Source organism: Trinickia sp., assembly GCF_035492435.1.
In the GTDB taxonomy this organism is placed as follows: Bacteria; Pseudomonadota; Gammaproteobacteria; order Burkholderiales; family Burkholderiaceae; genus Trinickia.
Window position 1 is genome coordinate 24,922 of the sequence record NZ_DATJJF010000131.1, and the last position, 20,866, is coordinate 45,787.

18 protein-coding genes are annotated in these 20,866 nt (G+C 58.6%); 3 read left to right on the plus strand and 15 right to left on the minus strand.

The genetic code is table 11. The features are described from left to right. Nucleotides 1-72 precede the first annotated feature (72 nt). The 10 genes from VL598_RS10235 to VL598_RS10280 all read right to left on the minus strand — a co-directional run bounded on the left by VL598_RS10235 (nt 73) and on the right by VL598_RS10280 (nt 13,924). Nucleotides 73-1,527 (minus strand): carbohydrate porin, encoded by a 1,455-nt coding sequence (locus VL598_RS10235; RefSeq protein ID WP_325326599.1) that lies wholly within the window; start codon nt 1,525-1,527, stop codon nt 73-75. Between the two features lie 327 nt (nt 1,528-1,854). Beyond that, the gene (locus VL598_RS10240) at nt 1,855-3,099 is read right to left on the minus strand and encodes an MFS transporter (protein WP_325326600.1); all 1,245 of its coding nucleotides are present in this window, start codon (nt 3,097-3,099) and stop codon (nt 1,855-1,857) included. Between the two features lie 13 nt (nt 3,100-3,112). Continuing rightward, on the minus strand, nt 3,113-5,020 hold the full coding sequence (locus tag VL598_RS10245; RefSeq protein ID WP_325326601.1) for an IucA/IucC family protein: 1,908 nt from the start codon (nt 5,018-5,020) through the stop codon (nt 3,113-3,115). An 11-nt stretch (nt 5,021-5,031) separates the two neighbouring features. Beyond that, nucleotides 5,032-6,219, minus strand: a complete 1,188-nt coding sequence (locus VL598_RS10250) for an NAD/NADP-dependent octopine/nopaline dehydrogenase family protein (protein WP_325326602.1) — start codon at nt 6,217-6,219, stop codon at nt 5,032-5,034. Continuing rightward, entirely contained in the window at nt 6,216-7,256 is a 1,041-nt protein-coding gene (locus tag VL598_RS10255; protein WP_325326603.1) for a cysteine synthase family protein, read from the minus strand. Before VL598_RS10255 ends, VL598_RS10250 begins: the two co-directional genes overlap by 4 nt. Continuing rightward, complete coding sequence (locus tag VL598_RS10260) at nt 7,247-8,695, minus strand: Y4yA family PLP-dependent enzyme (protein WP_325326604.1); 1,449 nt, start codon at nt 8,693-8,695, stop codon at nt 7,247-7,249. Before VL598_RS10260 ends, VL598_RS10255 begins: the two co-directional genes overlap by 10 nt. 12 nt (nt 8,696-8,707) lie before the next feature. Then, nucleotides 8,708-10,930, minus strand: a complete 2,223-nt coding sequence (locus tag VL598_RS10265) for a TonB-dependent siderophore receptor (RefSeq protein WP_325326605.1) — start codon at nt 10,928-10,930, stop codon at nt 8,708-8,710. A 359-nt stretch (nt 10,931-11,289) separates the two neighbouring features. After that, complete coding sequence (locus VL598_RS10270) at nt 11,290-11,502, minus strand: hypothetical protein (RefSeq protein WP_325326606.1); 213 nt, start codon at nt 11,500-11,502, stop codon at nt 11,290-11,292. Nucleotides 11,503-12,503: 1,001 nt separating this feature from the next. Further along, nucleotides 12,504-12,788 (minus strand): DUF3331 domain-containing protein, encoded by a 285-nt coding sequence (locus tag VL598_RS10275; protein ID WP_325326607.1) that lies wholly within the window; start codon nt 12,786-12,788, stop codon nt 12,504-12,506. A gap of 521 nt (nt 12,789-13,309) precedes the next feature. After that, nucleotides 13,310-13,924 carry a LysE family translocator gene (locus tag VL598_RS10280; RefSeq protein WP_325326608.1) on the minus strand — a complete coding sequence of 205 codons (615 nt, stop codon included), beginning with the start codon at nt 13,922-13,924 and terminating at the stop codon, nt 13,310-13,312. A 755-nt stretch (nt 13,925-14,679) separates the two neighbouring features. Between VL598_RS10280 and VL598_RS10285 the strand changes: the two genes are divergently transcribed. Continuing rightward, on the plus strand, nt 14,680-15,105 hold the full coding sequence (locus tag VL598_RS10285; protein ID WP_325326609.1) for a rubredoxin: 426 nt from the start codon (nt 14,680-14,682) through the stop codon (nt 15,103-15,105). Nucleotides 15,106-15,189: 84 nt separating this feature from the next. On the opposite strand, the gene VL598_RS10290 is transcribed toward VL598_RS10285, so the two are convergent. Both VL598_RS10290 and VL598_RS10295 read right to left on the minus strand, forming a co-directional pair. Beyond that, nucleotides 15,190-15,435: a hypothetical protein gene (locus VL598_RS10290; protein ID WP_325326610.1), complete on the minus strand. Its 246-nt coding sequence runs from the start codon at nt 15,433-15,435 to the stop codon at nt 15,190-15,192. Nucleotides 15,436-15,525: 90 nt separating this feature from the next. After that, a complete protein-coding gene (locus VL598_RS10295; protein WP_325326611.1) occupies nt 15,526-15,834 on the minus strand; it encodes a 2Fe-2S iron-sulfur cluster-binding protein in 309 nt (102 codons plus the stop codon). A gap of 207 nt (nt 15,835-16,041) precedes the next feature. On the opposite strand from VL598_RS10295, the gene VL598_RS10300 reads away from it, so the two are divergent. Together VL598_RS10300 and VL598_RS10305 are read left to right on the plus strand one after the other, a co-directional pair. Then, nucleotides 16,042-16,233, plus strand: coding sequence for a DUF2964 family protein (locus VL598_RS10300; protein ID WP_325326612.1), 192 nt, complete (start codon nt 16,042-16,044; stop codon nt 16,231-16,233). A gap of 277 nt (nt 16,234-16,510) precedes the next feature. Then, nucleotides 16,511-16,819: a DUF1488 domain-containing protein gene (locus VL598_RS10305; protein WP_325326613.1), complete on the plus strand. Its 309-nt coding sequence runs from the start codon at nt 16,511-16,513 to the stop codon at nt 16,817-16,819. A gap of 87 nt (nt 16,820-16,906) precedes the next feature. Here VL598_RS10305 and VL598_RS10310 read toward each other — a convergent pair whose 3' ends face one another. The 3 genes from VL598_RS10310 to VL598_RS10320 form a co-directional block, all read right to left on the minus strand. Further along, on the minus strand, nt 16,907-17,662 hold the full coding sequence (locus VL598_RS10310; RefSeq protein ID WP_325326614.1) for a slipin family protein: 756 nt from the start codon (nt 17,660-17,662) through the stop codon (nt 16,907-16,909). Further along, complete coding sequence (locus VL598_RS10315) at nt 17,659-19,155, minus strand: nodulation protein NfeD (protein ID WP_325326615.1); 1,497 nt, start codon at nt 19,153-19,155, stop codon at nt 17,659-17,661. The genes VL598_RS10310 and VL598_RS10315 overlap by 4 nt, the downstream gene beginning before the upstream one ends. A 352-nt stretch (nt 19,156-19,507) precedes the next feature. Continuing rightward, nucleotides 19,508-20,422, minus strand: coding sequence for a glutaminase (locus VL598_RS10320; RefSeq protein ID WP_325326616.1), 915 nt, complete (start codon nt 20,420-20,422; stop codon nt 19,508-19,510). Nucleotides 20,423-20,866: the final 444 nt, after the last annotated feature.

A 20,866-nucleotide genomic window follows, 5' to 3' on the forward strand; every position in this document is an offset into this window, starting at 1 on the left:
GTCGAACGAGCCGCATGAGCGCGTCGTACACGGTCGTCAGACGTGCTGAGTAGATGAAGCATTCGAGTTTGCCTAGAACGTAATATTGGTACGCACGCCGATCACGAAGGTGTTGCGCAGCGCTTGCGTCGGGTCGTTCGGGTTCTGTCCGGCGCCCGCGTTGAACGTGTATTGCATGTCGGCTTGAAGCTGCCACCACGGCGTCACCTGATACTGATAAGTCGCCTCGACGGCCGTTTCGCTTCCGCGCACGACATCGCCGCTATCTGCGTCGAGGCCGCGCGCATGGCTGCCGATCTGGATGAACGTGAGGCCGAGCCCGACGCTATCGTTGTCGCGCCCCTTGAACGGGGCTTTCATGACGATGCCGGCATTCGCGCTGACACTGACCAGATTGCGATCGCCGGGCGCACCCATCACGCGAGCGAAAACCCCGATACTCCTTGGCTGGTCAGGGTTAGGGCGCCAGATCATTTGATCGGCCACGGCGTAGAAGCTGTAGTTGCCGTGGTGCTGCTGCGGCACGCCGGTAGAAGCGGGGCTCGTGAGTGAAACCCCCATGTTGTCGAACTGTTGGTCGTTGAATTGCCCGCTGTTGTACCAGACACCGATCTTGTAGGTACCCGGCAATCCACCTTGGGATTTGCCGACGTCCATGTCGCCTTCGGCTGGCTGATTGATCGCGTACTGCAACTCGCCAATGAACAGCGCGCTGTTGTGCAGATTGAAGTTGGTGCCGCTGAGATTATTTGGATCGTTGCCGAGCGGATCGCCGTCGAATACGCCCGCGAGTGCGGTCAGTGAAGACGTGATCTGCCCGCGCACGCGAACGCCGAGTGCCGAGAGTGGATAAGCCGGACCGCCGTTTGGCATATCGTACGATGGCACCCCTGGCCAACCGAACATCGTGTTGATGAAGGTGAGGCCGTACTGGCTGACCATGAACTCCTGGTCGAGGCTCTGCTGCCCGATCTTGATGTCGACGCGCTTGTTGAGGAGCGCCTGCTGATACCAGAGTTCCCAAAGGCGTGTGGAGGGCTGCGCCTCGATGCCGCTCGCCGTGTTGTACGTACCGAGCTTTTCTTCGCTCAAGTTGCTTCCGTGTATCTGCAGCCCGCTGACATTGAAAGTGCCGCCCGGCAAGCCGAACGCCTTTTCCGTGTCGACGTCGAGCGTCATCGTCGTCAACCCGTCGTAAGCGCCGCCGCGTGCGAGACCGCCGCGCAGATTCGCCAGGTACTCGCTCGTTTCGTTGATGTTGAGCGACACCCCATATTTGCCGAGCCAGGGACGAAGGCCGCCCATGTCGCCAAGCAGGTTTTGCCGCGTCCACAAGCCCGTCCACGGACCGATCGGCTCGGCCTGGATATGGAGGTCTTCTTCCGTGCCCTCCGGTACGTCCTCGGGAGGCGGGGCGGCAAACGATACCTGCGAGAACAATACACTCCAAAGCAAAACAGTGGACCAGGCGAAACGACGACGTGAAGGCACGTCTCGCAAGCATCTGGTGTGTGACGCAAGCGTCATTCGATTTCCTTGTTGTTGATTGAATGAGGCAAACAGTCAAGACAGCGATCGTTCCGGGCTCGTGCGCACTTCTGTTCGACGCCCGCGTTGGGCGCAATTGTACGCATTAGAAATAAAAACATCAACACGAATACGAATAGTTCGCATTCGCGTGTAATAAAGAATTATTGATTGGATCGGAATGAACTTGACGCGACATCCGCATTTAGGATGTGCTTCAGGACACACAGTTGTCGACGAAGTCGAAACGACAACTCGTTGGGTGGTGCGTGTCGAAGCACGCTCGACAGCTGCGCTTGAGCTGCCTGATCGCTTTTCCTGCGAAGCTCACCGTGGCGAAGGTAGTGTTGGCGATGTCGTATCGGGCAAGCGCTCGCGCGCGATGGCGGTGATGACCGCGAAGGCTAGCGCGTAGGCTGCCGAGACGAAGAAGTAAATGTATGGCAGGCCGATGGTCTGGCTTAGCCAACCGCCGAACGCAATGCCAGCGATGGTCGAAAACTGCGTGGTGGTGTGTGCGATTCCGATCAGGTGTCCCTGGCGCGGGCCGGCCGCGAGATGCGAAATCAGTGTCATCAACACGGGTGTGGTCGCCGCCAGCAGTACGCCCCACACGAAATAGGTCACAGCGAACAGCTCTATACTCCGTGTCGCCCCAGCGGCCAGTGTGATGACCGTGCAGCCTGCCGCGATAAGCTTTATCCGCTGCAACGCGGCCAATGTCGTCTTTGTCTCGAAGTATCGAGCCCACAGCGATGCCGACGTGACAAAGCCCAACGACATCAGTGCATAACAAAACCCTGCCAACCACTTGTCGACGTGAAATGTCGAATCGACATAAAGCGAGAAGGGCGCTTGTGTCATCGTGCGGCTCATCAACAAGACACCCATCATGACCAATAGCCCGCCGATCGGGGGCGCCCGGCCTGCTTGGGGCGCCAAGGCGCCTTGCTCCCCGGCTGGCGCCACGGCGGGCGCATTCACTGCAACGCGATCCGCTCGCACATCGGGCAGTATCGCGGCAACACATAACGCACACATTGCGCAAAGCAGTGCTGCGGCGATGTTGATCCAAAAGAATGTGGCGTGGTCGAGAATCCATCCTCCGCTGAGCGCGCCGGCCATGGAGCCGAGGTTCGTCGACACTTGGAGATATGCGAAGAGACGGGCGCGGCGCGCGGATGTGACGATCGTCATGCCATACGTCTGCGCCGGCGCGAGATACCCCGCGCAAGCGCCTTGCACGAGGCGTAAGCCGAGGATGGTCCAGACGTCAGCGGCATAGGCGAGCGCCGCTTGGGTCACCGCAAGACCCAGCAGCGCCCGAATCATCATGAGCTTGTGTCCGGTGCGGTCGCCTAGGCGTCCCCACCAGGCGCTCGTCAGCATTATGCCGATCATCGGTCCGACATAAACGGCAACGGCGGCAAAGCCGAATTCAAGCTCAGAGCCGGCGAGGGCTTTCAAGCGAATGGGCCAGAACGGGCCACTCATCTCCATTGCGCCCATGGAGATGAGTTGAACCACAAAAAGCAAATGAATGAGGCGCGCGGCTCGTCTGGGGCTCGTCATGTGCATCGTCGTTTCAACCGTCGCGTCGCACCGGTCGCAACGGGTTCGAGAGCGTATGTTCGAGCCTGTAATCGGAATAGCTGAGCAGATGCATCCGAAGGACCGAGCGCGCCGGCCATGGTTCATCGAGAAATGCCGTCCGCTCCGTCTGCCAGAGTTGGTGATCCACCCCAGACGCAAAGCGGTCGAACGTGCGCCCAGTCTCCTCGCGCAGCACCTCCCAAAGGCGATTTGATGCGAAGCCGTACTCTTGCGTCAGCATCAAGGCGATCTCATGCAAATGGCACACGAAGCACGCGTTCAGCACGAGTGAGCGGACGAGGCTGATATCGTGGTCGAATACCGTTGGCAGAATACCCGGATGAACGTACGGTTTGATCTCATAGCCACGTGCTGCGAGCAGCGGCGCAAAGGTGCGTCCGTCGCCGAAGTCGCGGATCAGCAGGCGTTGCGGGGTACCGTCGCGCGCGAACAGGACGGATGTGTTTTGCTGATGCGCTTCAAGTGCGATGCCGTACCGAAGATAGATGCCGATGACGGGATGTGTCACCGTCTGCGCGTAGGCGCGAAAGAACTGCTCGACAGCTTGCGTCGAGGCACGCGTGCCGCCCTGCTCGATCAGCTCCGTCATGAGCGGCCGTCGATCGACGGGCGAGCGTGTGAAAAGCGCCGCGACCGTCACGGGCAGAAGGTCGTCGGACCGATCGAAGGCCACCTTGCTGGAACGAAAAGCGACGGACAGGTAGCGGCCCGGACGATCATCCTGTTTGACTGCATGCTTATAGTGGAAAGCGACTTCCTCGGGAAAAATTTCGAGGTTTCCGTTAAAGCCGCTTTCCTCGGTGAGGATGCGCTCGATTACCGAACTGATACGCGGGCCCATGTGGATGGATTTCGCCTGTAGGCTGCGTTGCTCACTCGTAAGCCAGAGCGCGATGGGTAGCTTGAAGAACGGCACTGGGCCGGGTAGCCGCGGCATCATCGTCCGGAAAGACATTGTGGGGAGCGTGTCGATGTTGGGGCCGTCCACGACGAGGATGCCTTCGTCGATTTCAGCTGCATACTCGCGGCGCACAAAATGCTCGAGATGCCAGCTATGTATCGGCAAAGGCAGCCACTGCCGTTCATCCAGTTGTCGCGCGTTCAGGCGGGCTTTCCATTGCGCCCATACCTGCGGAAAATGGCCTGCGAACCAGTCGTGATAATGGCCGACGTGCGGCATGCGTTCCAGATAGGCCATATCGGCGCGTAATGCCGCGACGCGTACGCTGACGATGGAGTCAAACTCTGGAGACAGTGAGGCCACTTCAGCGGGAGTCAGATCCGGCTTGCTCTTCCAGGTAGGGTAGAACGGATGGCCTTCCAGTGAGCCCCATCGGTCCAGCAGCAGCGCGGCCTCCGGCAGGGTGGAGCAATGGCGCAGGTAATCGAGGAAACCTGTTGCGCGCGCTTCGCTGATTTTCTCTCGAAGCTCAGCGTCCCACTGTGCACGGTGTACCCGCGCGAGTGCATCGTTCTCGACACTGTTCTCGACGTCTCGCTTAAGACCGTCAATCCCTTCAGCAGAAGGCGAAAAATCGAACGAAGGCAGGAGCAAGTCGATCAGTTGAGCCGGTCGTTCGATCATCGTGCGCCGGCCGTTGTCTTCGATCAGCATGATCGTGCCGCGATGAACGAAGGTGTCGGCCGGTGCGCGCCACAAGTCAGAAAAGAAAAGAAGCGCATGCCGGTGCCAGAGTGGCAGCCATGCACCCGTTCCTTCCGGTGCGAACACGAGCGCCGCTTTGTCGACGATTCCTTCGGCAAAAAAGCATCGGACGAGGCGGGTGATTGCGTTGCAGTGCGACGTGGACCTGGCTTCTTGGCTTTCGGTACCGGCGAGGGCGCCGGACGATCGTGAGGAAAGATATTCCAATTCCATAGGAGTCCTGATCAAGCAGGCCAGATGCGGGGGAAATAGTCGAGCGCCGAGCTGCGCAACCCACCCATATACGTTACGTTCCAGCGATAAATCGCTTCGATATGCGGAAGGTGGAGATCGAGGCGTCTTCCCATTTCGACGAGCAGTGCAAGACCATAGGCGACGTCCTCATGAAAGGCACGGCTCTCCCGATCGATGAAATAGCCTTTGCCTTTCGTATCGGGTACGAGCGGAGCGGGGATCGAATCGTAGGCTCGGTTCGTTCGCAGAACCGAGAGCATGGTGCGGTGATCTCGAATCTGATCGCCATACGCGGCAACGATCTCCTCCTTGAGCGGCTTGACCGATGAGAGGGCGATGCCGAGCCGACGCTCGAGCGCTTCGCATAGGTGTTGATTTTCTTCGTCGCAGCGCTCGATAAAGTAGGCGCCCAATTCCGGACAATCGGTCCACCAGCGAAGCGGCTTTTGCAACGGAGTGCCGTGCCATTGCCCGTACGGTCCAATCAACCCGTATATCACTGAGCCATGCATGATTGGGTTGCCGGGCGTCAGCGTGATTTCAAGGTAATGGTGCAGTTGTTCCACCGGCGAATCGTAAAGTTGCCTCAAGTGTGCAAACAACGTGCGGTTCGACGCTTCACTCTCCCGTGCGTGCGTGGCAACGTGCAGCGTTCTTTTGGCCCCGCCCATGCGTACCGATATACCGGGTTCGAGATCGAACGCGGTGTGCGCAACGTCCTTCATCCCCCAGATCACGACATTTTGAAGGTGTCCCAGCGTGTGATCGGCAAGCCAATCGAAGCCGCAAAAGCCGGGGATCGCACCGACAAAGACCGGTTTGCCCGACGGCAGATGCGCGGCAATTCGCTGAAGCAACGAACCCCTTGCATGCGCCGGTACCGTGACGATGACAACATCGGCATCGCATAGGCTCTCGGCGGGATCTGTTGTGACCACATCGAGCTCGGCCATGTGTCGTGCGCCGTCCGGCAGAATGGCAGCCATGCGGCGCCCCGCGGCGTGATAGCGCGCGACCACGTCGCGGCGGCTCGTCAACAGCGAAACACGTACGCCTGGACGCTGCTTGAAAAGCACTGCGCTCAAGTGTCCCGTTCGGCCCCCGCCGCATATCGTCATGTTGAGTAAAGGCGCCGGCTCGGTATCCAGCGTGAGACGGGTGGAGTTCGAGAAGCTCATGCAACGTGTAGGCGAGGCAGCTCGCGCGGAGCCTCCGACGAGCATGCCTCGTCGAGCCATTCGTCGAGTTGGCTCCATACGAGTGGGTCAAGCAGATTGCGATCGTTCAGCCACGCTTCGTTGAACACCGTGTGCAAGTATTTTTCCCCGCCGTCGGCGACAGTGGCGAGCACATTGCCGCCGATGATGCCGCTATGGATGGACTCGAGCGCCTTGTAGATGACGCCGCCTGTTGAGCCACCCACGAGAAGTCCCGTTTTGCGCGCGATGTAGCGAGCCGTTTCGAACGCCTGCGAATCGGAGACTTGCTGCCCCAAGTCGATGCAACTGTAGTCGAGCACAAGCCCGACCGTGTCGCCTGCGGGCGTTCCTGTGCCAGATTGATAGTAGGGATGGCCAGGCTGACCAAATACGATCGAGCCATCCGGCTCGACAGCAATTGTGATCGTGTCGGCGTTGTGCAGCTTGAGACCGTGTGCAATGCCTGTCATCGATCCGCCTGTGCCCACGCAGCCGACATAGGCATCGATGTGACCGACCTGCGCGATGGCCTCGCGCACGAAGTCGGCGTAGCCACCCGCATTCGCTACATTGTCGGATTGATTCATGAACACCGCGCCAGGGATTTGATGCGCGATCTCGGCGGCCATTCTTTGGCGCTCGACAACGGCGACTTCATCTTCGCGATAGTCGCCTTCGACATAGCGGATGTCGGCCCCAAGTGCACGCATGACGGCGATCTTGTCTGGCGCGGCATGATGGTCGACGACTGCGATAAAGCGCAATCCGAACTCCACTGCCGCCAGCGCGAGTCCGATGCCCGTATTGCCTGACGACGATTCGACAATGACGCCGCCACGTTCGAGCTTGCCCGATTTCAAAGCGGCGACGACCATGTTGCGTGCCATTCGGTCTTTGATGCTGCCGCCGGGATTGTTCTTTTCAATCTTGAGTAACAGCCTCGTTTGTCTTGCTGGTACAGAGAGGCCCAGGATCGGCGTCTTGCCGATCAGATCGCTGACTTGATTCAAGACCATTCCGGTACTCCCTGGGTTTGATCGGGAAAGGTTTCGATGCGCCCTTCGTCATCCCATCGAGCAGAGATTCGCTTGGGCATAGGGTGACGGTGAAACTCGTTTTCGAGCAGATCCATCTGGTAGCCCGCGGTGTTTGCATAGACGAGCAAATCACCGGTTTGGGGTTTCGATTGAAAGTGAATCAGGCGGTTGGTGATGACGTCTTCGTCCAGGCAACTGTGCCCGGCAATGTATGCGCGCACGGGTGAGGCGGACGGCACAATGCCGGGGCGCTCACCATGGCTGCATGAAACGAGGATCGGATCGACGAGAAACTCGGAAGCGAACCAGGTTTCGCAGGCGCTGAAGCTGCTGCCTTCTGCGAACACCACGAACGTGTCATCGGCAAGCGATTTCACCCGTGTGATGCGAAAGAGGGAAAGTGCGGCCTGATCGGCGAGACTACGCCCTGGTTCTAGCGCGAGCGTCAACTGCTGCCGGTTCAAATACTGCTCAACCGACAATCCTGGCATCAAGGGGGATGTCAGCAACTGTTCGAGCCAATCAGCCGCGCCGATGCGTCCTCCATAAGGATAGAACCTGGATGGAACGATTCCATTCCGATAATCGGAGGGGCGTTGCGCCCGTGCAAATGCGTCGAACCGCGCGCTTTCGACATAGCGCACGGGCAGGCCGCCACCGATGTCGAGGAGCCGCAGGGGCAGATTAAGCGCGCGAGCGGCTTGTACGAGGGGCATGAGTTCTGCAATGGCGTCGACACGCGATTGATGGCTGTAGCCAGGCAAATGAAAATGGAATCCCTCAAATCGAAAAAGATCTCGCGAAATGGCGAGACGGTGCAGACATGCGAGCAGATCATCGACCGTCATACCGAAACGGCTTGTCCGAGAGGCATGAGGCCGGTAGCGCAGCAGGACGCGTGTGGGGCTGTCGGCCCGGGTTTCCCGCGCGAGCGCCTCGAGATCGTCGAATTCCTCTCGTGAATCGATTGCAATCAGGGAGCCCGCGCCGATCAATGCAGCGTGGAAAACGCGCGTTTTGGCCGGGCCGGTCGCACAAATGGCGCAACCGTCAACGCCGGCGCGCAGTGCGGCACCCAATTCGTAAATGCTGGACACGTCCACGCCCACACTCGCTTCCACTGCCGCTTGCAGCAGGGCTTGCGACTTATTGGCCTTTGCGCCGTAAAACATCTCGAAATGCAGATCATGTTTGCGTAATACGGCGCGCAATCCCTCGATGTTTTCCCGCAGCACATGGGGCCAAACGAGATGAAGTGGCGAACCGAACCGCTGTACGAGCTCAAACAGTTTTTCGGGAGATCGCTGAAAGATGCACGCCACGTCGCGATGAAGTAGCGGTGGCAGGGTCTGCGCTGTGATGGACGGGGCATCGAGGCGAGCAGTCTGGGCGAGTGAAATGTCAGATGGCGCGAGCATGATTTGATGGAATCAGATGTCGACGGAAGCCGACATGAACACCGTTCTCGGCGCACCTAGCGAAATGGTGCCGAAGGAGGCAACACCGGACCAGTAGTCGCGGTTGAAGGCGTTGAGCACGCCGGCACGCCATGTCGTCCATTTGCCATAAACCTTTTTCCGGTACTGCGCGCCGAAATCGAAGGTGGTCCACGAGGCAACGGATTGCGTGTTCGCTTGATCGACGTACTCGCGTCCCGTGAAATTGAGACCGCCAGTCAGCGTTATGCCGCCGACCCAAGGTACATCCCACTGCGCACTTGCGTTGGCCATCCACGACGGCACGCCAACGGGCCGCTTCCCTTGAGTTGCGACGTCGTTCGTTTTCGTGAGCGTGGCGTCGATCCAGGTCACGCCGCCTAGAATGCGTATGCCGTTAGCCGGTTCCCCCGAAACGGTGAATTCGAGGCCTTGATTGCGCTGCTCGCTATTGACTGCGAATGTGGTTCCGGACAATTGGCCGCTCGGCTTGGTGATTCGAAAAGCCGCGAGGGTTGCCTGCATACGGTCAAAGTCGGCCTTGATGCCGACTTCGTGCTGTTTGGTTTTGTAAGGCGCAAATACCTGACCGGCGTTCGAAGCGACGGCGGGCGCGATATCGCCTTTGCTGAGTCCTTCGACGTAATTGGCGTAAATGGAGATGTTGCTCAACGGCTTCATGAGAATGCCCGCGAGCGGCGTAAGGGCATTTTTGTTGTACGAAGCAGTGCGAACGCCGGTCGCTCGGTCGAAGTTCTCAGATTGCACATGCTGCTGTCGCACGCCGAGTGTCAATTGCAGACGCTCATCAATGAAGCTCAGCGTATCGGCAATCGCCACACCGACCAACGTGGATGCCGACACCTTCGGCACACGCGGTGGCGCGGGCACATCAGGCTCGGGGCTCGAAACGGGGGCATAGATGTTCGAGGCAATAGGCGCGCCGGAGTTATTGGCGCTTGCCACGCGGTCGCGATAAACGCTCGCTTGTATTGCAACAGCATGCTTCGCAGGCCCTGTAGCGAAGCGCGCCCGCAAGCCGGTATCCGCACTCCATCGATTAACCTGAAACTTCAAGTTATGCGGTGTCGACAACGTATTCCCAAGGGCATCGAGGATAGTCGGCGTTTGATCTGAAAAGCGCGCGACGTCCGATTTGGCACCGCCTGCATCGGCGAATACGGTAACGGCGTTGTTGATGTCGTATTCGGCATGCAACAGCGTAGCCATTTCGTTGGCCTTCCACCACGCCCATGACTGTGTAATGTTACGGCTGCCATTCGGTGCGGCGGGCACTTGAATGGTGGGCGCGACGAGAAAGGGGCGAGTGGGCGCGTTGACCCACTGGTATTGCTCGATCATGTCCAAGGTGGCACGGAACCGCTCACCCTGGTAGTCGAACGACCACGCGCCGACCGCGGCTCGCGAGCTTTGGTTATCGAGCGGCGTGCCACCCTGACGGCGCAGCCCGTTAAAGCGAAAGCCGAGTTGACGTTCACTGCCGAAACGGCGGCTCACATCCATGGCAACGCCCCCTTGGGAGTCAGAAGCATAATCGAGCGTGAAGCGAGTGATGTCTTTGTTGATGGGGCGCTTAGGTACTACGTTGACCACGCCGCCGACGCCGCCCATTGGCGACATTCCATACAGCAAAGCAGCCGGCCCTTTCAGCACCTCTACGCGTTCGATGTATTCGGTGAAGAGGTGATAATTCGGCGAAACGCCATAGACGCCGTCGAAGGCGATTTCGCTGAGATTTCCCTCATTGATCGGAAAGCCGCGGATATAGAAGGAATCGGAGACGCCACCGATCTGGCCGGTAAACCTAGTCGACGCGTCGTTGCCGAGAACCTCGGCGAGCGTTGAGGCTTGCGCGTCCTGAATCCGTTGCGACGTGTAGCTGGTCACGCTAAACGGGACATCCATGACGTTTTGGTTGCCCAGGAGTCCTAAATGGGCGCCGCTGGCGAGCTGGCCGCCCGGCAAAACAGGCGGAAGGCCTTCTAATGCCTGTGCGCGCACGATGACTGCCGGCAACGCAACGTGTTCAGTGGATGTCTTTGCGATTTTTTCCTCCGCGGTTTCCGTTGCCGCTCTGGCACTGCCTTGGGCAACGCCGGCGGCCAGAGCACCCGCAGACAGGACGCGGATGGCGACGCAGCGGAACGATGAAAACGTGAATCGACGGGTGGTGCTTGCGCTGCGGTACCACTGCATGACGATGAATATCCCTTTTCAATTCGCTGTAATGTTCGAAAGGAATAGAAGGGTAATCGTAATGAAAATGATTCGCAACTACATTTATTACGAGGTGCCGCCCGAGGGGGACGATGTGGTAGGTGAGGCGGGGAATGTGGTGAACGGCGGAACGAACGGCGTTGTGGAGTGAGGACGCCAAGGATGCCGCGGTGGACAAGCTAGCTGTCGCGCAGCAGGGCAGCCTGCTAGACCGTTAATTCACGGTGTATGCGCAGTGCTGGTGGGCGCACAACATGTGGAGATTTCGGCATTGCCTTGTGGACTCGGGCGCTGTCGAGGGCTGGGACGTGCTCCGGGGAGGTTGCACGCAACAATACCTAGGACGATTCGAGCGACGTATCGAGCCGTGCCTGCTCTATTGCTTGCGGATGCAGGCACTGGTAGGCATCGAAGAGCTCAGCGCACAGCGTAGCAAGCGCAGCAAGATTCACAGCCTGATCGGCATACTCGATTTCGTTCGCGTTGAGGACGTCGTCGAGAACGGGGGCGAGGCGGCGCAGTTGCCGGAAGGTGGCGGAATCAAGTTTCATGTTCGAGTTCCCCTCGCTGGACTGAAGTGGAGTCCTTGTACTAGTCGATCGCAAGAAATTATCGGGCCGAGCCGAATGGCTCGACCCGATCCACGCTTGCGGCGAACTGGTCAACCGTGCAGGAAAACATGAGCATAGCTCGAATCGCGAGAAATCTTGAGTCGCGATTGTTATAGGTTGTTAGACCACTCAGGGACGCGGCGTGCGGCGGAAAAGCCCATTTCAAATGTGTGGTTAATAGGGGCGGGCACGTCGCTTTCGCTGTGTTCCGCATGCGGTGCTTTGGTAAAAAGAACCGGTGCGAAATTTGAAATCTCAGTGTGTGTACGTAACATTTGGTTACATCTTGATAGTGTCGATTCACCAGCGGTACACGATAGGGGGCTCGCGCGCCGGACGACATACAGAGGCAGCCGCAAATCGAATCGACAGGCAACAACAGGGAAGCGAAAAGAAAGTGCGCTGTGTCACCTGTGTAGCCGTCGGCCCGCAGGGATCGCAGCGCGCAAGCGAATGCCGTAAATGGTGTTAGTGGCGATTTCCGGCGTGGTTTCGATCGCGGATAACACGCGTTACTGTTCAAGCACGGGTGTTATGCGCCGCGGCGTAAGCTGATGATGTTCGTCGCTTAGGTTTTTAGCGTCACTCGTCTCGCACGCTCACGGCCACGTTTAAGAGTGTAGCGATAACATCAATCCCGCTTGAATCGCCCGAATCTAATAGATTCGCCATGTCGTTTTTCTATTTCGTCGATAGTTTTTTAATTGGCGGGACGAGTCGTAATCGATGACGCTTAATAACCTGAAATGTTGTTTTTCAAATCCTGATGCTCGGTGAGCTTGACACATTGGGGAAATGAGATCGTCAAAGGGTGTCGTCGCCGATAGCCAGGAAAGAAAAGTGAAAGGTAATATGAACAGACGTGCAACTTGTGTCCCACGCTCTGGACAGGTGGGGTGATATGAAAATGAAAAGAAAATCAATGCAAATTGAAAGATTTCTTATTCATTGATGGTTTGCTCGAAAGCCTCGACCGAAATCATTGCGTAGGCATTAGCGGGCGCAGGGCGCTCGGCAGGCCGAAACACCGCATCGCCCCGGCGGATTGCGCGGCGCGACACGATACACGTTCCGGATGCGTTCGCGGAACGACGGCGCCAGCGTTGCTCACCGTAATGACAGCGGCCGGGCTCGACCCAGCGAATGATAAGCGTGTGTTCGGACTGCTCGAGAATCTGGATTTGGACACCACTGAGATCTGGGGCTGGGGATTTTCTGGTCCTCATTGCTGCTCCTTGAAACTGCCCCCTAAATGTATTCGCCGACGACGACAAGAACCATCGTTATATCGGGTGAAACACAATTGCCCATCGCGCAACAATAGTGTATGGCTACTGCCGTTTCGTACGATTGCTCGAAAGAAGAGAGGCTAATGCAGTCTGTTTTGCTTCGTCCGGTTCGGCATGGCGGCTCATGCACCGCGACGATTTGTCTACCCCCGTCGGGGTAAAAAATGGTCAGTCCAATGGGTCTTGTAGTGTGGGGATGATCGAGACTTGTACCTGCACTCTCCCCATGTCGAACAACAGGCGAAGCGGCCGGGTGGATCGCCATTGACCCCACCTATCCGATAGATAGCGGTTGGCTTTGATCTGATTAATGTCTCGTAGGGCGAGCGAAGACGCAGGGGCTGAAGTCGCTTTTGCGCTGCGACAGCAGCTCCTAATGGACGTACGTGGGAATGGGGGCCCGCCGCTCGGTCGTTGCCGGGGCTGACGAGCAGGCGAGGCGGGTGCTGGTAACGAAATTAGTGTGTTGTGTGCTCGAGAGCCGGCGCAATCGACGCGACCAACAATGCGGCCATTGTCCAATTGAACGCGCGCAACACGATTCTATTCGAGAGCCAGCCCCGCACGGCTGATCCGAAAGCAGCCCAGACCGAGATGCTCGGCAAATTGACGATTGCGAATGCAATTGCCAACAGCGCAGTGTTTGTCAACAGATTGTTGTGAAGCCGGAAGGCAGTTACTCCGGTGATCGCCATCATCCAGGCTTTCGGATTCACCCACTGAAAAGCCGCCGCCTGGAGAAATGTCATCGGCCGTCCGTTGGCGTTGGTCACCGATATCGATCGCGACATGGCAATCTTCCACGCCAAATAGAGAAGGTAGGCGACGCTCGCGGCCTGCAGTGCCGTGTATAGGGTCGGCACGCGTTCAAATAGCTGCCCGAGCCCCAGCCCAATCGCGACCATCATGATCATGCAGCCAAACGTAATTCCGGCCATATGTGGCAGCGTCCTGCGAAAGCCGAAGTTGACGCCGGAAGCCAGCAACATTGTGTTATTCGGCCCCGGCGTAATCGACATCACCAGCGCGAATGTCATCGCCGCGGGCAGGGCGGCATAAAGCGGTGCGGACATGGGCGTCTGTTCCTTGTAGACCTGGCGGGAAATTACCACAGTCTAGTCGTCGTTGCCGGTACGGTCCCGATACAGTTTTCTGGATAGATTGCGGTACGGTCGAGGTTGTCAGCAGCATTGGGAGGGCCGGCCTGCAGCCCGCGAGCGACACGGAAGGTCTCGCGCTCGTCAGCATGACCGGCAGCCGGCTGAATGCGAACTCTTCGGTTCGACGAATGAGGCCGTGCAGGGATAGCGGGACCGTAAACTCTCCCAGTAGATATCACGCAAGGCCATCCGCCAGATAATCGACCAGTCGCCTTACTTCGAGCGGCAACTGTTTGCGCGTTGGGAAGACGGCACCCAGCTACTGGGGCGATAAGTCCCAATTTTAGTGATTTGCGTCCGGGCACCGAATCGATAGACTACCGGTCCTGCCAACTGACCGGTCAGCGAAGGAACTCGCAGGAGCGAGTTTTTTGCGAATCCCTGCCGTTGGCGAGTGCTCAGGCGCTGAACCGATATCGAAAGGGTGTCAACGCGGATATGGCAACCTCGACGGTTATCCAGGCTCGCCGTTCATCGCTCGGGAACGGCCCGAGGATCGATCGCGACAACAACAAGACTATTTGAAAGAAGGAAACACCCGGTGAACTCGAGGAAGGCTCCTCCCGAAACTGAAACGTCATCGATGACGCTGCTGCAATTTCTTGGCATCGTCGCACTGACCGGCGTGATCGGCTCACTGCTTGCACGTTGGCTTGTCTGAGTTTGCAATGTACAAAAAAGGGATTGCCGTAGAAATTCAGTTCTCCCCGCAACGGTTGAATGATGGCGCGGGCGATCCGTGCTGGATCGATCTGACTAAGGAAGAGGCGACACGGCTTCTTCAAGCGCTCCAGGAGCGTCTGGCCATGGATGACATGGGTACGTCCGCGCCGGTTGTCGTCAGCCTGGACGAGACGGTTCCCGCCCTGGCAGAGACTCCGGCAGATACTCCGCGGCCCAATAACGCCAGCGAGCCATCGGCCGAAGGGTTCAAGCAATGGGTGTGTGTGATCTGCGGCTGGGTTTATGACGAAGAGGCCGGCTGTCCGGAAGAAGGCATCCCGCCCGGAACACGCTTTGCCGATATTCCCGCTGATTGGCGCTGTCCGCTGTGTGATGTCGGCAAGGAAGACTTCGCGATTGTCTCGTTCTGAAGCGTGCTTGCAACCGCCGGGGAGGCTCGTTTGGCGAGCCCCTGGCACTTTTGAGTTCGCACACGGCGCAAAGTGTGGTGGCGGTTACGGCGTTATCGTCGTGCGGTCATGCCACTCGTCAATGGAGGACACGGCTCTGTGCTCGATCATGTTCAGCGCCATCAGCACATCGATCTTGAGCCGTGGAATTGTCAACTCGATGTTCGGAATTACGGCCGTACGAGCCTCCTCGCTGATCCCTTCGATCGTGGCGCAGCAAAGCCATTGGACGTCCGCCTCATCAGGCACGACATCGACGCTCACGCGAAAGCCCCGGTGCTCGAATGACATATACCCTCCAAATAACTTGCAAAAAGCCAATTAGACGCATAAGCCTTGCCGCCCGTGCGAGGTCATCCAATATAGCACTGCAAGTAGGGCCTATTTGGGCGTAATCATTTCGGCTTCGGGCACCTCGATAACGAGGTCCGATTCGGCGCAGGCGACACACGGCAGAATCCAGCCTTCCCCTTTCTCCTCCTTCGTGAGACCCGGCCACTCAATCCGATAGGAAACCGTGCCGCTCAACATTTTGCACATGCAGGCGCGACACGTCCCGTTGCGGCAGGACCTAGGCAATCGTATGGCAGCAAAGCCAGCAGCTTCCAGCAAGGTCAGGTCAGTGGGTGCTTCAAACTGCTCCTCGAGCGGTAGGACCATGACGAGCGGCGTGCGTTGGGACAATTCCATGAAAAGTGAGGGGCTAAAGCAGGCGGTTTTGTCTGCAGGGATGACAAAGCTTTCCTTTCCGCGCGCCAGCATAACAAAGCCGTAGTCGGGGCGCGTGGGGCCGGGTCTGTGCGGGATAGTCCGCGTTGCATTGCTCGTGGCGGCTGCAATGATAACGAAACTTGCGCACGGAAAACGTTAGACGTGCGCCGCATTTCGGGAGAATCCATGGCTCGGTGGGAATGGAGCGTTGTGCTGGCCATCGTCGCGACGCTGGTCGCCGTAGGTGGGATTGCCGTGACAGTTCGCGGCTTGTTGGTAGACCAAAGCGACATAGTGCTTTATGGGTTGGCTGGGATCGTGGTTGGCATATTCAGTTGTGCGCTACTTTTAAACGTCTCACCAAGGGACATGCCATAGCACTACTACCTGTCTCGAACTCTGATTGCCCCAACTAAAATATTTCGGACTCCTTACGAAGGATTCTCAACCCAATGTTTTTGGGGTGGTATGTCAGCTCGATTACGTGTACGCCGCGAGGTGCGCGTAAAACTTGCGTGTCGCCACAAACGTCCTAAAGTGAATGCAATCGGCGGGCGGATGCCGTTGCCTGCCGTGTTTGCTCGCGCTTTCTCCGGAAAGTCGATTCGAGGGGCGCAGTCGTCAGCCCGCTTTCGTCATCTAAAAGGTGAAATCGATGGACATCACTTTTCCGGAAGAAGCGCCAGAGTACTGCGGACGTGAGTTGACGCTGGCCTTCACGGCACTCGTCAACGGTAGGCGTTTGCAGTGCACCATCACGGCGGAAGCGCTCGAGGACCACTTTGGTGCGGAATCGCCGCGATTCGAGGACATGGTTGGTGCGTTTGACGCACATCGGGCACGGATTCAAGCAGCCACTCGCCGTCTCTTGTCGGAGACGAACGCACGCTGTGTAGTACTCCGCAGCGGCTACGTCCGGTTTTACGAGGCGAACTCGCGCGCCGCGGATTCGCTCATGCCTTGATGGGAAGTTGGCCCAAGCGCGGCCGTTCATCGTGAGCGAGCCTGATCGAGCCGATGCGCTAGTTTGAAATCACCGAGAGCACCTGCATCAACCGCGATTGACTACGGCGTTGAGAATTTCGATCGGCAGCGGGAAGACAATCGTGGAGTTCTTGTCGGCAGCAATCGTCGTTAGTGTTTGCAGATAACGCAATTGCATCGCCTGAGGCTGTTTGGCTAGCGTCTGGGCCGCTTCCAGCAGTTTTTGCGAGGCTTGCAGCTCACCATCGGCATGGATGACTTTGGCGCGCCGTTCGCGTTCGGCTTCCGCTTGTCGCGCGATCGCCCGGATCATTGATTCGTTGATGTCCACGTGCTTGATTTCGACGTTAGATACCTTGATGCCCCAGGCATCCGTTTGGGAATCGAGCACCTTCTGAATATCGGCGTTGAGCTGTTCGCGCTCGGCAAGCAACTCGTCGAGTTCGTGCTTGCCCAGGACAGCGCGCAGCGTCGTCTGCGCAAGCTGGCTTGTGGCATCGAAGAAGCGGGCCACCTGAATGACGGCCTTCTCGGGATCGACAACGCGGAAGTAGACAACGGCATTGACCTTGACTGAAACGTTGTCGCGCGTAATCACGTCCTGCGGCGGGACATCGAAGACGACCGTGCGCAAGTCCATGCGCACCGCTTGCTGGATGATTGGCGCGATGATGACGAGTCCGGGCCCCTTCACTTTCCAGAAGCGCCCTAGCGTGAAGACGACGCCGCGTTCGTATTCGCGGAAAATACGCAACGCTGAGGCGATGAAGATGATGGTCAGCAGAATCAAAAGACTGCTGAAACCGAAAGTAAAGCCGATCATGACGGTTCTCCTTCTTTTGAATTCGCGATGGGTACCACGGTCAGCGTGAGGCCGCTGCGATGGGTCACGCGCACGCGACTGCCAGCGGGAAGTACACTGGACGCGCGAACGCGCCAACGCTCACCGTTGACGAGCGCCCACCCCGTCGCTTCATCGTCTTTCACGCCTTCGGTGCGGGCGAGCCCCCCGTCGAGAATTTCTCCCACGTAACTGGCCATCGCTTCGGATCCAGTCACAACGGGCCGTCGTCGGGCTTTGATGGCAAAGCTAGACACAACGAAGACGAAAAGCGCGCTTGTCGCTGTCACTGCTGCGATCACGGGCAGCGGTATGCCGTAGCCGGGCACGTCTGTATCGATCAACATCAGCGCACCGGCTGCGAAGGCCACGATTCCGCCGAAACCAAGCGCGCCGAACGTCGGCAGGAACGCCTCAGCGATCAGAAATGCAATTCCGAGAAGAATGAGCGCGAGGCCGGCGTAGTTAATGGGCAGCAATTGCAGCGCAAAAAGACCGATCAACAGCGATATAGCGCCCGCCACGCCCGGCAGGACAAAGCCCGGATTCGCGAACTCGAAGAAAAGCCCATATATCCCGATCGTAAGCAGAATCAGCGCGACATTCGGATCAGTAATGACTGAGAGCAAACGGCTACGCCAGTCTGGTTCCAGGCGAAGCACTAGCGCGTTGGCGGTCGCGAGGTGGCGATCTCCAGCCACGGTTTGAAGCGTCCGACCGTCGAGTTGCCGAAGAAGATCCGGTATGTCGCGTGCGCTCAAGTCGACGACGTGCAGCTCCACCGCTTCGCGCGCCGACAAGCTAACGGCTTCGCGCACAGCGCGCTCTGCCCAATCCGCGTTTCGCCCGCGCATCTGCGCCATCCCGCGTATATAGGCGGCCGCATCGCCGATACGCTTGCGCGTCTCCGTGGATTGGCTGTCCTGCGTCTCTGGCGAGGAGGCCGATTTGTCTTTGTCGCTGCCCTTGGCGCCTTGACGCGGCGACGGCCCTTCGGGACTCGCCCCGCCCCCCAGTTCAATCGGCGTCGCCGCGCCGAGATTGGTGCCCGGCGCCATGGCGGCGACATGGCTCGCATAGACGATGTAGGTTCCTGCGCTAGCCGCCCGAGCGCCACTCGGCGAAACGAAGGTGGCCACCGGTACCGGCGAGGCGAGAATGGCCTTGATGATTTGCCGCATCGAGGTATCCAGCCCGCCGGGGGTATCGAGCTGAAGGACAGCGAGCTGGGCGTCATCTCGCGCGGCGCGCGCGAGGCCGCGAACAATGAAGTCTGCACTGGCTGGGCCGATCGCACCCGCGACGGGAATCACAACGACTTCTCGTGGGGCCGCCGCCAGGGCGACAAGGCAAGACAGAGCCAATGCGATAAAGGCTGCAGCGTGAACCAGCCATGCCGGCAACCGCAGCACGCGGCGTCGATTCTGCACAGCGGTGTATGCGGGCGACAGGCACGGCAACGGGTGGGTTTCCATTGTTCTGAGCCGACGCGCGAAGCGTCGCCGCGGGCGGCGAAGGGTCGCCCTGACACCTGAAGCTTAGAACGATTTGCGCGCGACGGGAAACGGAGTGCGGTCGGTCATCCGCATTCCGATTGACGGATGAATGTCAACCTGCAGCAAAATTGGTTGAAGCTAAATTACGAGCGGTGTGCTCGGCAGGATAAGGGCATTGGTCGCCATAGATTAAGCGGTTGAGCGCATCGAACGAGGCGCCGCGGAGCCTGTGCTGGCTGGTGTGGCATGTGCGGCGGAACTTCAGCTCATTCGCCGCAGCCAAGCCTGCGACACGAGTTGCGGCAAGTTGGGGGTTTATTGGCGTAACAGTCTAGAAGATGGAGCGGCCGGAAAGCGTGGTGAGCCATTCAAGTGCAAGCGTGCCGGCGAGCGAGTTTCCAGTCGCGTCGAGACCGGGCGACCAGACGCAAACGGCCATTTCACTGGGCAGCACGGCGACGATGCCGCCGCCCACACCGCTTTTCGCTGGCAGCCCGACGCGATAGACAAAGTCGCCAGCGGCGTCATAAGTGCCGCAGGTCAGCATCAGGGCGGACAGTCGCTTGGCCGAACTCGCGTCGATAATGCGTTCGCCGGTTGACGGCACGACACCGCCGTTTGCCAGGAAGAGGGCGGCACGGGCCACTTCGACGCAACTCATCTCGATAGCGCACTGGCGGCAATGGGCTTCAACAACGGATTCCGGTGGCATCTGCAAGTTGCCGAAACTCGCGATGAAGTGTGCCATCGCGCGATTGCGCTCGGCGTGTGCGAGTTCGGATTCGGCGACGCGCGTGTCGTAATCGATATCGGGAGAGCCCGAGAGGCGCCGCACGAACTGCACAATCGCTGTTTCTGCGCGTACGAAACGCCGGCACAGCACATCGGCTACGACAAGTGCGCCTGCGTTGATGAATGGGTTGCGCGGTAGTCCGCGCTCCGTCTCGAGTTGGACGAGGGAATTGAACGCGGTGCCCGATGGCTCTCGCCCGACACGCTGCCAAAGCGCGTCCCCAAGCAACTGGAAGGCCAGGGTGCACGAAAAGAGTTTGGAAATGCTTTGGATGGAGAATCGGACGTTGGTGTCGCCGACATCGAAGACCTGGCCGTCGAGCGTGACAACAGCGATGCCAAAGCGCTCAGCAGGAACTTTTGCGAGTTCGGGAATGTAGTTGGCGATGCGGCCGGCGGTGCGCCAGGGCTGTATGTCGTGATAGATCTGATCGAGTATCGGTTGATAGTTCATTAGAAGTAGAAGCGGTTCATGCGCGGCAATTCAGGTAAGCAGCGGGGCTCCTCGCCCTGTAAGGAGTCCGTATGAAACCTGCGTGCGACGCCAGCGTCAAGCGTTGCTTCAGTTTGGTTGGGCCTTTGCCATGCAGTTTGCGCGGCCGCGAAAGGTACCGCGGGTCAGCGCTTGTCGATTTCTCTTGCAACGCACATCGAAGGCGCCTAGAATCACGCTCCTTCGCGCTTACCGGCAACGGCGGCGCGAGGAGAAGCGGGACGCAGGAAGTTGGCGGCGGGCCGTAGGCGGCATGCGGATTAAGCGGTAGCGAGCATGTGACGGTCGACGGCGAGGCAAGCGGTGATGAAAAAAACGCTTGACGCCTGACGAAACAGTCTGCATAATCTCGTTTCTCTGCTGCTGACGCAGCAACGCAAGACGGCGCAGCGCCGAACGGTAGTC

Bases quoted from the DNA above. Each gene is read 5' to 3' on its own strand.
- VL598_RS10250 (WP_325326602.1), bottom strand. From the start codon at position 6,219: ATGAGCTTCTCGAACTCCACCCGTCTCACGCTGGATACCGAGCCGGCG.
- VL598_RS10295 (WP_325326611.1), bottom strand. From the start codon at position 15,834: ATGGAATTGTCCCAACGCACGCCGCTCGTCATGGTCCTACCGCTCGAG.
- VL598_RS10240 (WP_325326600.1), bottom strand. From the start codon at position 3,099: ATGACGAGCCCCAGACGAGCCGCGCGCCTCATTCATTTGCTTTTTGTG.
- VL598_RS10315 (WP_325326615.1), bottom strand. From the start codon at position 19,155: ATGGAAACCCACCCGTTGCCGTGCCTGTCGCCCGCATACACCGCTGTG.
- VL598_RS10305 (WP_325326613.1), top strand. From the start codon at position 16,511: ATGGACATCACTTTTCCGGAAGAAGCGCCAGAGTACTGCGGACGTGAG.
- VL598_RS10275 (WP_325326607.1), bottom strand. From the start codon at position 12,788: ATGAGGACCAGAAAATCCCCAGCCCCAGATCTCAGTGGTGTCCAAATC.
- VL598_RS10290 (WP_325326610.1), bottom strand. From the start codon at position 15,435: ATGTCATTCGAGCACCGGGGCTTTCGCGTGAGCGTCGATGTCGTGCCT.
- VL598_RS10265 (WP_325326605.1), bottom strand. From the start codon at position 10,930: ATGCAGTGGTACCGCAGCGCAAGCACCACCCGTCGATTCACGTTTTCA.
- VL598_RS10280 (WP_325326608.1), bottom strand. From the start codon at position 13,924: ATGTCCGCACCGCTTTATGCCGCCCTGCCCGCGGCGATGACATTCGCG.
- VL598_RS10310 (WP_325326614.1), bottom strand. From the start codon at position 17,662: ATGATCGGCTTTACTTTCGGTTTCAGCAGTCTTTTGATTCTGCTGACC.
- VL598_RS10270 (WP_325326606.1), bottom strand. From the start codon at position 11,502: ATGAAACTTGATTCCGCCACCTTCCGGCAACTGCGCCGCCTCGCCCCC.
- VL598_RS10235 (WP_325326599.1), bottom strand. From the start codon at position 1,527: ATGACGCTTGCGTCACACACCAGATGCTTGCGAGACGTGCCTTCACGT.
- VL598_RS10300 (WP_325326612.1), top strand. From the start codon at position 16,042: ATGGCTCGGTGGGAATGGAGCGTTGTGCTGGCCATCGTCGCGACGCTG.
- VL598_RS10260 (WP_325326604.1), bottom strand. From the start codon at position 8,695: ATGCTCGCGCCATCTGACATTTCACTCGCCCAGACTGCTCGCCTCGAT.
- VL598_RS10255 (WP_325326603.1), bottom strand. From the start codon at position 7,256: ATGGTCTTGAATCAAGTCAGCGATCTGATCGGCAAGACGCCGATCCTG.
- VL598_RS10245 (WP_325326601.1), bottom strand. From the start codon at position 5,020: ATGGAATTGGAATATCTTTCCTCACGATCGTCCGGCGCCCTCGCCGGT.
- VL598_RS10320 (WP_325326616.1), bottom strand. From the start codon at position 20,422: ATGAACTATCAACCGATACTCGATCAGATCTATCACGACATACAGCCC.
- VL598_RS10285 (WP_325326609.1), top strand. From the start codon at position 14,680: ATGTACAAAAAAGGGATTGCCGTAGAAATTCAGTTCTCCCCGCAACGG.